10 protein-coding genes and 1 other RNA gene are annotated in these 12404 nt (G+C 47.6%); all 11 read left to right on the forward strand.

The window, feature by feature from the left end:
• Positions 1-241: 241 nt before the first annotated feature.
• The 11 genes from IEX62_RS15080 to IEX62_RS15130 all read left to right on the forward strand — a co-directional run bounded on the left by IEX62_RS15080 (position 242) and on the right by IEX62_RS15130 (position 12400).
• A complete protein-coding gene (locus IEX62_RS15080; RefSeq protein ID WP_284446255.1) occupies positions 242-721 on the forward strand; it encodes a YaiI/YqxD family protein in 480 nt (159 codons plus the stop codon).
• A gap of 42 nt (positions 722-763) precedes the next feature.
• On the forward strand, positions 764-2614 hold the full coding sequence (dnaG, locus tag IEX62_RS15085) for a DNA primase (RefSeq protein ID WP_188776361.1): 1851 nt from the start codon (positions 764-766) through the stop codon (positions 2612-2614).
• A 41-nt stretch (positions 2615-2655) separates the two neighbouring features.
• Complete coding sequence (gene rpoD, locus IEX62_RS15090) at positions 2656-3783, forward strand: RNA polymerase sigma factor RpoD (RefSeq protein ID WP_188776362.1); 1128 nt, start codon at positions 2656-2658, stop codon at positions 3781-3783.
• A gap of 205 nt (positions 3784-3988) precedes the next feature.
• A complete protein-coding gene (locus tag IEX62_RS15095; protein WP_188776363.1) occupies positions 3989-4819 on the forward strand; it encodes a hypothetical protein in 831 nt (276 codons plus the stop codon).
• The gene (locus IEX62_RS15100) at positions 4816-5586 is read left to right on the forward strand and encodes a tRNA (adenine(22)-N(1))-methyltransferase (RefSeq protein ID WP_188776364.1); all 771 of its coding nucleotides are present in this window, start codon (positions 4816-4818) and stop codon (positions 5584-5586) included. Before IEX62_RS15095 ends, IEX62_RS15100 begins: the two co-directional genes overlap by 4 nt.
• Positions 5562-6677 (forward strand): Nif3-like dinuclear metal center hexameric protein, encoded by a 1116-nt coding sequence (locus IEX62_RS15105; protein WP_188776365.1) that lies wholly within the window; start codon positions 5562-5564, stop codon positions 6675-6677. Before IEX62_RS15100 ends, IEX62_RS15105 begins: the two co-directional genes overlap by 25 nt.
• Before the next feature lie 299 nt (positions 6678-6976).
• Positions 6977-7386, forward strand: an RNA gene (gene rnpB / locus IEX62_RS15110) — RNase P RNA component class A.
• 613 nt (positions 7387-7999) lie between these two features.
• On the forward strand, positions 8000-8500 hold the full coding sequence (locus IEX62_RS15115; protein WP_188776366.1) for a YpuI family protein: 501 nt from the start codon (positions 8000-8002) through the stop codon (positions 8498-8500).
• Positions 8501-8889: 389 nt separating this feature from the next.
• Complete coding sequence (locus IEX62_RS15120) at positions 8890-9669, forward strand: GNAT family N-acetyltransferase (protein WP_188776367.1); 780 nt, start codon at positions 8890-8892, stop codon at positions 9667-9669.
• A gap of 303 nt (positions 9670-9972) precedes the next feature.
• Positions 9973-10851 (forward strand): lytic transglycosylase domain-containing protein, encoded by an 879-nt coding sequence (locus IEX62_RS15125; RefSeq protein ID WP_188776368.1) that lies wholly within the window; start codon positions 9973-9975, stop codon positions 10849-10851.
• A gap of 400 nt (positions 10852-11251) precedes the next feature.
• A complete protein-coding gene (locus IEX62_RS15130) occupies positions 11252-12400 on the forward strand; it encodes a cysteine desulfurase family protein (RefSeq protein ID WP_188776369.1) in 1149 nt (382 codons plus the stop codon).
• Positions 12401-12404: the final 4 nt, after the last annotated feature.

Here is a 12404-nt window from a genome sequence, read left to right on the forward strand (position 1 = left end):
AGAAGTGCATAGCCTAATGAAGCATGCGGTCATGCTTGCCAGCTGGCGAACCTGACTGCGGTAGCTTGCTTCTAGCAGCATGCATTTCATACTCACTCATACTTGGATACGGAACGACTATTTTACACGGTCGTTCCGTATTTTCCGCTTTGTGAACGAACGTATGCTCCGTGACCGATCATGTCAGCTCGTGGTTAAGAGATGAAGTCGTCTATCATGGTATATGGAAAGGAGAGGTCATTTGCCATCTGAAATAAAGGATCGTCCCACGATCGTTGTTGACGGCGATGCCTGTCCCGTCAAAGCGGAAATCGCCGAAACGGCGCGCGCATTTGAGGTGCCTGTATTGATCGTATCCTCGTTTGACCATCGTATTCAAGCGGAGGAAGGTGTACGCGTTATACAGGTTGATCGTGGCGACCAGAGCGCAGATCTTTATATTGTGAATCATATCCAGCCTGGCGATATTGTGATCACACAGGATTACGGACTGGCTACGATTGCGCTGGCAAGGCGTTGCCTTGTGTTGTCCTTTCGCGGTATGGAGTTTCATGCGGATAATATCGAATTTTTGTTAGCCCGGCGTCATGCGCAGGCAAAGGCACGTCGTCAGGGCAAATATGGCAAGGGTCCACGTCCGCTTACTCATGAGGATCGAAAAAATTTCCAAACAGAGCTAGCAAAACTTTTAACAAATAGGCAGGAATTTCGTTCTGACTAGCGAATATTATGTATCGTGCGAAAAGAGATGAAGGTGGTAACGATGAACACCGGACATAGCGGTGGTATTCCTGAGGAAGTCATTGAAGCTGTATTACAGCATAATGACATTGTCGATACGGTAAGCAAGTATGTTCATCTGACCAAACAAGGAAAGTATATGAAGGGTCTCTGCCCGTTTCATTCTGAAAAGACGCCTTCGTTTACAGTAACACCTGAACGCCAGATTTTTTACTGTTACGGATGTGGCGCTGGAGGCAATGCAATCAAATTCCGCATGGAAATTGAGGGTCTGTCCTTTCCAGAAGCGGTCAGATTGATGGCGGAAGAATCGCATGTTCCTTTTCATGATAATAAAGGAACCGCAGTCTCTCCGCAAAATAAGGAGCTGGAGCGATTGCTCCAGGCGCATGAATGGGCTGCTAAGCTATTCCATTATCTGCTGAAAAATACGGAGCATGGCAAAGCTGCAATGGATTATCTACGTAACCGCGGGTTTGGTGACAAGCTGATTGATCAATTTCAGATTGGCTATGCACCGGATCGTTGGGACACGTTAGTGCAGTTTTTTGAAAAACGTTCCTTTGATCTACAGGAGATGGAAAAGGGTGGACTGTTATCATCGCGTCAAAATGGCTCCGGCTATGTGGATCGTTTTCGCGGGCGAGTGATGTTTCCAATTATGAACCGCAGTGGCAGGGTTATTGCCTTTGCAGGAAGAATACTTGGAGACGGTCAGCCCAAATATTTGAATTCACCTGAAAGTCGTCTGTTCAACAAGAGCCGCACACTGTACAATTTGAATCTTGCTAAGGGAGCGATTCGCAAGCAAGGGCAGGTTGTACTCATGGAAGGCTTTGGTGATGTGATTGCCGCATGGGATGCAGGGGTACAACATACTGTGGCGACGATGGGAACCGCATTGACTGAAAATCATGCTGCGCTCATTCGTACGCTGACCGAGGAAGTCGTTGTTTGTTATGATGGCGATAATGCCGGTCAGGCAGCTGCATTGAAAAGTATCCCGATTCTGGAGGGAGCGGGTCTGCATGTAAAGGTGTCGGTGTTACAAAATGGACTGGATCCAGATGAGTACATCAAAACCTACAGCAAGGAACGTTTTGTAGACCAGATCATTCATGGAGCTGTATCTACTACCAAGTTCAGACTGATCAATGTTAAGAAACACCATAATCTGCTTGAAGAGGATGGCAAAGCTGCCTACGCCCAGGAAGCAATCGGGATTATCGCCCAGCTTGGTTCACCGACCGAAAGAGAAGTTTACCTCAAGGAGTTATCCACCGAGGTTGGTGTATCCCTGGAAAGCCTCAAGCAGGACTGCAATCTGGCTCGTCAAACGTATAGCCGTAAGCAGGCACAGAGTCAGAGCAATAACAGTAACCGCAGTAATGGGGCTGATGCGTCAGGCAAACCGTTCCGAGGCGGCTCGCGCAAGCAGACTGGAGCGCCAACACTGCTGCCTGCTTATCATGTAGCAGAGCGGCGTTTGCTCTCCATCATGCTTCAGGATGGAGAGGCTGCAACCTATGTGAGTGACCAGCTGGGTGACGGATTCAATATTCCAGAGCATGCGGCGCTGGCAGCGTATATTTATTCTTATTATGCGCAGGGCAAGCCGCCCGATATTAGTCGGCTTATCGCCTCGCTTCAAGACGATCGGTTGGAAAAAACGGCAACGTCCATCTCGATGATGGATGAGCCGCTCGATACAAGTCTTCGGGGAATGGATGATTACATTCGTGAGATCAAGAAGTTCCCCAAGCAGAAGCAGATCGAGCAAAAAAGAGAAGAGATGCTGCGTGCAGAGAAATCCGGTGATTTCCTGCGTGCTGCTCAAATTGCAAGTGAGATTATCGCCCTGGAACGTGGATAGTCGTTCGGTACGGCTAGTTGCAGGGAGGAGGGAGTCGAAAGATGGCGAACGATCAGCATACTGAATTGGAAACCGAATTAACATTGGAACAGGTTAAGGAGCAGCTCATGGAAGTGGGCAAGAAGAGAGGCTCCTTGAACTACAAAGATATTACGGAGAGACTGGCTGCATTTGACCAGGATGCCGAGCAAATTGATGAATTTTACGAGCAGTTGGGTGATAACGGCGTTGAAGTAATCAATGAGGGTGACGAAGAAGTTCGTCGTGATTCCGACAGTGATAACGAAAACGGCGATAACGAGTTTAGCTTTGACGATGATCTGGCATTGCCGCCAGGTATCAAAATCAATGACCCGGTACGTATGTACCTGAAAGAAATCGGTCGTGTTCCGCTGCTGTCTGCTGACAGCGAGGTAGAGCTGGCTAAACGGATCGAGCAAGGTGATGAGGAAGCAAAACGCCGTCTGGCAGAAGCCAACCTGCGTCTCGTAGTTAGTATCGCGAAGCGCTATGTCGGTCGTGGTATGCTATTCCTGGATCTGATTCAGGAAGGTAATATGGGTCTGATCAAGGCGGTTGAGAAGTTTGACCATACGAAAGGATACAAGTTCAGTACGTATGCAACATGGTGGATTCGTCAAGCGATCACCCGTGCGATTGCCGACCAGGCAAGAACGATCCGTATCCCGGTTCATATGGTTGAAACGATCAACAAGCTGATCCGTGTATCCCGTCAGCTTCTGCAAGAGCTGGGACGCGAGCCGTCACCAGAGGAAATTGCAGCAGAAATGGAACTGAGCGTTGAAAAAGTACGCGAAATCATGAAAATCGCACAGGAGCCCGTATCGCTGGAAACACCAATCGGTGAAGAAGACGATTCTCACCTGGGCGACTTCATCGAAGATCAGGATGCATTGGCACCTGCTGATGCAGCAGCTTACGAGCTGCTCAAGGAGCAACTGGAAGATGTACTCGATACGCTGACAGAGCGCGAAGAAAACGTACTGCGTTTGCGTTTCGGCTTGGATGATGGTCGTACGCGTACACTCGAAGAAGTAGGTAAAGTGTTCGGCGTTACCCGCGAGCGTATTCGTCAGATCGAAGCCAAAGCTCTGCGCAAGCTGCGCCATCCAAGCCGTAGCAAACGTCTGAAAGATTTCCTCGAATAGAATGGAATGGATTTCAGTTCGTTATACGAGCTGAATCGTATACAAGATGCCCCCTGTCTACATGGCAGGGGGCATTTTATTATGTGCGAGCACTGAGAAAGCCTTTACTTTTCACACCATTTCAGCGATATATAAAGAGATAGGTTGTTCGGCGCATTCAGGGGGAACGCGCCATACTAACACGATGCGGAAGTGGGGGACAGGTGTGAATCAGGATCGACGCACTGTGATTTTGGATGAAATTGAATACTGGCGTGAAAATCGGCTGCTGCCGGAGCATTATTGTGATTTTCTATCCAATCTATATGATGTGGATCATGAGCATGATCGCGGAGATAAGAAGCTGTTATCGATGAGCTCGCTCAAGCAGGGTAATCTTCGTACATGGCTGTTTATTTTCTTGATGCTGTGTTTTATTTGTCTGGTGGTGCTGTATTTTTCGGCATTCCCGTTTTTGATGCAGCTGGTCTCTGTGCCGATTTTTGCAGCGGTATGTTACATTAGTGGCATTCGTCAACAAAAGCGTAATCCAGTCGCCTCCTCTGTACTGCTGGCGATCGGTAGCTTTCTGCTGCTTGGACTTGGAATCATGATTATCCATGAGCATCGATTGGAACCGACATTTTGGATTCCCGTACTCGTTATTGGCTGTGCGATCATCTGGTGTATAATGGGGTATGTGATATCAAGTCCGATTTTGCTGTATATTGGCTTTGGTGCACTTGTGCTGCTGTATGGCGGTTTCTTTGCACAGGTGAAGCCAGATGCGTCATGGATCATGCTGCAGGCATTGTGGTTGCCGCTGAGCATGCTATTTGTGTGGTTTAGCTGGCTCGTGCATCATCGTGGACGTAAGCTGGCAGCTGTATATTTTACGAGCGGCGTAGCGATCTGGTTTATGCCAGAGGTGGATGAGACGCTGCTGCGCGGACATATGCCAGATATTTTCGCAGTGTTATGTATTGTGAAAATTGCACTGGCGTGTATATTGCTATTTGTATTACGAAAAAAATGGATAGTGTGGGTGACTGCATGAAATTATCAACAAGATTAACGCAAATTGCGGAGCAAATTCCGGCAGGAAGTCGATTGGCAGACATTGGTTCTGACCATGGCTTACTACCGGTATACGCAGTACGGCAAGGGCTCGTAACAGAGGCCATTGCTGGAGAAGTCAATCAAGGGCCGCTTGACGCCGCTCAGCGTCAGGTGAACGAAGCAGGTCTGGGTCATGTGATTCAGCCGCGCCTGGGAAATGGACTGGCTGTGCTGGAGCCAGGCGAAGTGGATGTGATTACGATTGCTGGTATGGGTGGTGCGCTGATCGTGACGATTTTGTCCGAGGGCATCGCCAAACTGGCAGGTGTATCACGTTTAATTTTGCAGCCGAATGTGGGCGAGGAATTCGTACGCCGCTGGTTGCTGGAGCAGGGCTGGTATTTGTCCTCTGAGCAGATTTTGGAGGAGGATGGTCGTACATATGAGATTTTGGCGGCCGATCGACTGGAAAATGCGAAGCAGCAAAATGAAGAGCTCTATCGTACTCGCGTGCTGGAAGGCGAGCAGGGGTTGAGTGTGAGCTTGTCGGTAACCGAGCTGGTTCAATTTGGACCGTATCTGTTAGATGGAGCTGACCCGGTATTTTGCGAAAAGTGGCAGCAGGAGATTCTCAAGCTCGAAAAGGTAAAAGCTTCGGTAGAGCGCTCAGACAATGATGAATCCAGACTCAAGGCAGCCGCCTTGCAGCAGCAGATCAAGCTTGTGAAGGAGGTACTAGCATGCTTGCCAAAGGACAAACTGTAATTCAATATATGGAGCAATTTGCACCAAAGTCAATCGCAGTACCCGATGACCGAATCGGCTTGCAGCTCGGATCATTGCAAAAGGAGATTACTGGTGTACTCGTTGCACTCGATGTTACCGATGCCGTTGTGGATGAAGCGATTGCGAAGGGCGCGAATCTGATCATCGCTCATCATGCGATCATTTTCCGTCCGCTCAAAAGCCTGCAAACGAGCACGCCAATGGGCAAATTGTATGAGAAGCTGATCAAGCATGATATTGCCGTATATATTAGTCATACGAATCTGGATATCGCTGAGGGCGGTGTGAATGATTGGATGGCAGATGCACTTGGCTTGCGTCAGACCGTTCCGATTGAGCAGACGTCTTCGGATGATTATTTGAAGCTGGTGACATTTGTACCCCAATCGCATCTGGATGCGGTTCGTTCGGCTGTATGGGCAACCGGAGCTGGACACATCGGTGCGTATAGCCATTGTGGCTTCACTACAGCAGGCACGGGTACTTTTTTGCCAGAAGAGGGAACCCAGCCGTTTAGCGGCGAACAGGGGCGTTTGGAGCATGCCTCCGAGGTACGCTTTGAGACGATTATTCCGTCCAGCTTGAAAAATAAAGCAGTACAGGCGCTGATCAAGTCTCATCCGTATGAAGAGGTAGCCTATGATCTGTATCCGCTCGCGTTGCCAGGCAAAGCCTATGGACTGGGACGTGTAGGAAAGCTGGATGAACCGGTCACACTGGCTGAGTTTGTGAATACCGTTAAGCAGGGACTGGATGTAAAAACGGTACGCGTGGTCGGCGATCTGGAGCGTACTGTGAAAAAGGCAGCAGTGCTCGGCGGCTCAGGCAGCCGATATGTAAATGGCGCTCTGTTCAAAGGTGCTGATGTGATCGTGACAGGCGATATCGACTATCATACTGCGCATGATGCGCTTATGGCAGGCATCGCGATTATCGATCCAGGTCACAATACCGAAAAGATCATGAAGCCAGGCGTTGCTGGCGTGCTGCGTGCTCGTCTTGAAGCTGACAAATATGATACACCAGTATATGCCTCCGAGATCGATACCGAGGTATTTCGTTTCGTATAAATGTTTGGTATAAATCACAGTAGAGCTGCATCTATAGTACGGCTGGTTACCATCATGATCTCTATCGATCTGTACATGGAAAGTCAGACCGCCATATAGTATCGAGGTTTATGTATCAAGGTTTACTCGGTCGCAAAATTTTAGGCTGTGGAGTCGCATGCAGCAAAGCTGATTACGAGCTTGATCGCTTCATGATACACCTTTAAAATATTTTCAAAATTGAGCTTCGGATGCAAATAATAAAAAATACTTGCCACGTTATGAGAACGATTATATAATATGGAGTGTTGCGTTTGCGGAAAGTTTAACAGACAATCGCCGGTAGCTGAGAGGCTGCGGGAGGAAAGTCCGGGCTCCGTAGGGCAGGGTGCTGGATAACGTCCAGTCAGTGCGAACTGAAGGATAGTGCCACAGAAATGGACCGCCGATGGACGGAGCAATCCGTCACAGGCAAGGATGGAACCGAGGTGTAAGAGACCCCGAGGAACGCTGGTGACTTCGTTCCTGGTAAACCCCATCTGGAGCAAGACCTAAAGAGATACAGCTTTTCTTCACGGAAAAGCAGCCTTTGCCCGAGGTGTATCGAGGTTGGTCGCTGGAGCCAGTCAGCAATGGCTGGCCTAGATAGATGATTGTCGCCAAAAGTGGGAGGGTAGTTCCCGTCTGAACCACAAATGGCACAGAACCCGGCTTATGAGAAACTTTCCCAACTGACGCCACGTAATTAAAGATGTATAGGGAAGCCACCTTGTTAGCGATATCGCTTGCTTGGAAGGCGATACCGTTTTGGCTGCCAGATTTACCGAGTAGACTGGCATGCACAAAACATGTAACTTCCATATTTGCTGGATCAGGGCGGTGCGTCCTTCATGATGAAGAGCGCACCGTCTTTTTGCTGAGTTTATTTCCTTTGCATTCATTATTGTAAAGTCTAAGACTTGTGAATGAGCAGGGCAAATAGGTGATATTGATTTGTTAGCATAGGTAATTGGATCGATTAATCTTTTTAATCAGACCTGCCATACATCTTGATTGTTAAGAGAATTCAAAGTAATCTATATGATATCAAACCATTCATTAGCTGATATATTGATGCAATAGGTTTTCATCATTGTAAACGCTGGTTAAAAAATGAATAAGCCGCGCAGTCCAATGCTTGAAATGTCAAATCAGTTGTGGTTTCGGGTACGCCGTCCTGCTGCTTGCGCAAGCAAAGTTACCACTTTGACTGCATTTATGGTAGGATGTAATGTAAATCAGGGTTAAATTGTATGACAACACGACCCGGTTTTTAAGGAACCAATTAAGGGGGAGCTACAGATATGTCAGCTGCAAATGTCCACAAATTGAGTGAAAGCACACGGGAGAAGTTGAAACCAGCCATTGAGAAACTGGAGGAGTTTTTGAACGAATACTCCTTGAACGCTCTGGCATCTGAACAAGGACAGGACACATTGCCTTTTTACAAAGGCTTTTTGGCGGACCTTCGCCATTTGCTCGTATTTTCCGAAGTATCCTATGAAAAGCTTGGAGTCGTGCTGCGTCGTGCTAACTTTGACGTTGATTCTGCGGAAAAAGCGCTATACAGTACGTATCATCAATGCGTGAACAGCTTTTTTTATCCCAAAAATGAGTGCTATTCCGAAGATGGACGTTATGCTTATACTGGTCAGGAAGCGATCCGTTTCCGTCAAACACCTGTAAAACCGGTACGAGACATTATTCTTGAAGTGACCAGAACATTTGAAGAGCTGCGCGATGATCTGGCTTATTACGAAAGTGATTACCTGACACAGCGCCGTATGAACCAGCGCCACGCGTAAGTGTAATAACGGCGAAGAGATGGATGCTCTAAGCCACTTTAATTCGCAATCGATCTGACAAAGGATGCCTGTATAGGCATCCTTTTTTTGCAGAGCTTGTGAGAGTTTAAATGGATAAGACATCTGACTACGTTGAAGCACCATTCACAATATTAGCTAGCAAGTAATGTGATAAACGGTCATTTAGCATAGCAACACATAGAATATATGGCATTCGATTCCATAGTTAATCTGCCTGATTGTGTATAGCTTTATGTATGATTTACCTTCATTGATATTACACAATATAGATATAAAAGTTATCATATGATCCTTTTTACCAGCTTTTTGTTACTACATAGGTATACATAATAGGTATACTTAGAAAACGCGATGAAAGGAAGTCGTTCATGAGGTATCCATCGTTTGTTTATTCTGTTCAGCACGGTATCGCAAAAGGTCATATTCGATCCGTTCATTTTAACGATAGCGCTAATGAGCATGACATACATAAGCCATACTCAGCAATAGCTGTAGATTCAGAATACAACTGGTTTTACCTGGGAGGGAGTGAGGCATCAAGCTCCTTTTTTAAAGAGCAGCTTGATGCGGGCTGGCGCCAGCAGATGAACAGCGCACAGATGGTGGTCATCTTTTCACAAAATGAGCACTGGGATGCTGTCATCGAAGCCGAAATGAAAGATATCCTACATCCAAAGGAGCGTTATGCCTTCACCTACGAGTCATCTGATGAGGAGCAAGCAGCCGAAATTACCCGTCAGTTAGCGCAATTACTGCCGGAAGGATATGAACTTGCAAAAATTACACCGTCTCTTATTCAAAAAAGCGAGGGATTTGACGAAAAGTATATTAAGAGGTTTTGGCATACGATGGACAATTATGTGCAGCATGGCTTTGGATACTGTATTTTGCATGAAGGAAATTCAGTATGTGAATGCATTTCGATTGCTGCTAATCCGGATTGTGCGGAGATTGATATTCATACCGCTTCACCCTATCAGCGAAAAGGTCTGGCATTTCTAGTCGCGCAGGCATTTATCGCAGAAAGCTTACACAGAGGGATTCAGCCGAGATGGGACTGTAACGCAGCTAATGAGGCATCGGCAGGATTAGCACGTAAGCTCGGGTTTGTACCTAGCTTGAACTATCGCATGTGGATTAAATCTTGAGCGATTCAGACAGCCATTAGCATTACATTTTCAATTGAATGTGAGGGAATTGATGAATAGTTGCTCATGCTGAGCACGGCTCGAATGAAAAGCAACAGCAATGGAGGATGGAGCTCACTAGGAAGATCAGGTTGGTTGCTAGGTTCATCCATTGCAATAATCGCCGAAACTTCCCATAGTCGCTTTGCATAGAACATAGTACACTAAAGTCAACGCTATACGATCAATAGCCTTTGGACTTGACGGCTTCTTTATACATTTACGAACTACATTTCATAACTAAGGACAGGAGATACACAGTGTATGCAAATTGATGCCAACACAGCCAAGCAGCTGCTTGAGCTTCGTTATTTGAACGCCTCGGGCGGAGGCAGTACCGGTGGGATGGATGTCAATACGAATGATACCGATGAGCTGTTTCAGATGATGCTGGATCAAAACATGGGTACAACCAATGATGCTAGTGGCTCCGGCTCTAGCATTACAAAAATGGCAAGCCTGCTTGCAGATGGCAATGCGATGTCTGTAACGGGCAATACGTATGGCGGTGCAAGCGCATTGGATGCGAGTACACCGAGCACGTCTGCTGGTGATCCGTGGTCGAATTTTGACCAATTGCCAGAGGTAGACCCATCTAACTCCACAACAACAGCGCGTCTACTAATGAATGGTGGTAGCATACCGACTAGCGCTGGCAGTATTGGTGGTGCAGACGGTACGAGTGGATTGTCCAGTTTGCCTGGCGCTGATGACCACGGAAGTAAAGCTACCGCATATAATGAATTCATTAGCACTGCCAGCAGTAAATACGGTATCCCTGAATCACTGATTAAGGCAGTCATCGATGTGGAATCGTCCTTTAATCCGAATGCAGGCTCAGGGGCGGGCGCGAAAGGTCTGATGCAGCTGATGGATGGTACAGCAGCTGGACTCGGTGTGAGCAACTCTTTTGATCCGGCGCAAAATATCGACGGGGGAACGAAGTACCTGTCCTACCAGCTCAAGCGCTATGACAATAACATCAAAACAGCCCTTGCAGCATACAACGCAGGTCCGGGTCGCTTGCAGCGTCTTGGTATCTCGAACGATCAGGAGTTGATGGCGAAATTCAATCAATTGCCAAAAGAAACGCAGCGCTATATTGGTAAAATTGAAGCGGCTCAGCAGAAGTACGCGCTTTAATACTCTCGAATCATACAAGCTAATCTGTATGCCGATAGCTCTTTCACATCACGATCTGTTTCTATACAGCCGGATGCACCGCATGGTGCCATCCGGCTTTTTGTATGAAGCGTAATGATGCTAATTCTCAGTCAACTCACTGGATGCGATCATTATTTTAAAAGATAGAAGTTTCGATGAAGAACAGCAGCAGGAGACGCGATGGCGCTTAATTTATGCTATAATGATGAGTAGCATGTTTGATCCGGATATCCATTCGGCTGGGGATGCTTGTTGAAGCTCCAGCTATCTGCTTGATACGAATGACACAATGACAGAGGTCAAAAGGTGGAGCGCAGGCGAATCCCTTTTTGATCTTTTTATATGTATACGTGAATAAATAATGATGGAGGAATGTCTGATGAAATATTTTGATTATGCCGCCACGACACCTCCTTACCCTGAGGTTGTACGCGCAATGGGCGAGATGATGCAGCAGCACTATGGTAATCCATCGTCCCTGCATCGTTACGGTGAAGAGGCAGATCGTCTGCTTCGTCGCGCACGTGAGGTCAGTGCAGGTGTGCTGGGTGTACAACCCGGTGAACTGATCTGGACATCAGGCGCAACAGAGAGCAATAATCTTGCTTTGAAGGGGGCGGCGATGCGTCGTGGACGTCTTCAAGGACATATTATAACGACAGCGATTGAGCATGCTTCTGTATATGAGGCATGTCGTCAGCTCGAGCAGCTTGGATTTGAAGTTAGCTATCTCGATGCTGAACCGAATGGAACGATATCGTTGGAGCGCATTCAGGCAGCCTTTCGCGAGGATACGATTCTATTTAGCATGATGCATGTCAATAATGAAACAGGTGCGGTACAGCCTATAATGGAAGTGGCACGCTGGATCAAGAAGTATCACCCACGCACGATTGTACACGTAGACGGTGTGCAGGGCTTTGGACGCCTTGCGCCTTTTCCACTAGGAGAAGGTAGCATCGATCTGTATAGCTTGTCTGCACATAAGCTGCGTGGACCACGCGGTGTCGGCTTACTGTATGTAAAACAGGGTACAGAGCTGCTACCGTTGCTAGCTGGTGGCGGACAGGAGAATGGCTATCGCTCAGGTACAGAAAATGTAGCTGCTATCGCAGGCATGACCAAAGCGTTACGCCTTTCCGCAGAGAAGCAAACGACGCAGGAGCAGCATTTACGTCTTCTGTCAGCTGAGCTTCGCCAGCAGATTCGGACGATTCCCGGTCTGCTGTTGACCGAGGTTAGGGAAGTGGCACCGCATATTGTGCACTTTACGTATCCGGGCATGAAGGCAGAGGTTGTGCTGCATAGTCTGGAGCAGCAAGGAATGCTCGTATCGACTCAATCTGCATGTGCATCCAGACGAGCGAAGCCGAGCCGTGTATTACGTTCAATGGGAATGGATGCAGAAGCAGCGATGAGCGGTATTCGCATCAGTCTCGGCGATGAGCATACCGCTGAAGATATTACACAACTGGTCGCTGCTTTGCGACAGACGGTGCAGGCATTGCGACCGTTGGAGAGGAGATAACACC

It is taken from the genome of Paenibacillus hunanensis, from assembly GCF_014645615.1.
Taxonomy (GTDB): Bacteria; Bacillota; Bacilli; order Paenibacillales; family Paenibacillaceae; genus Saccharibacillus; species Saccharibacillus hunanensis.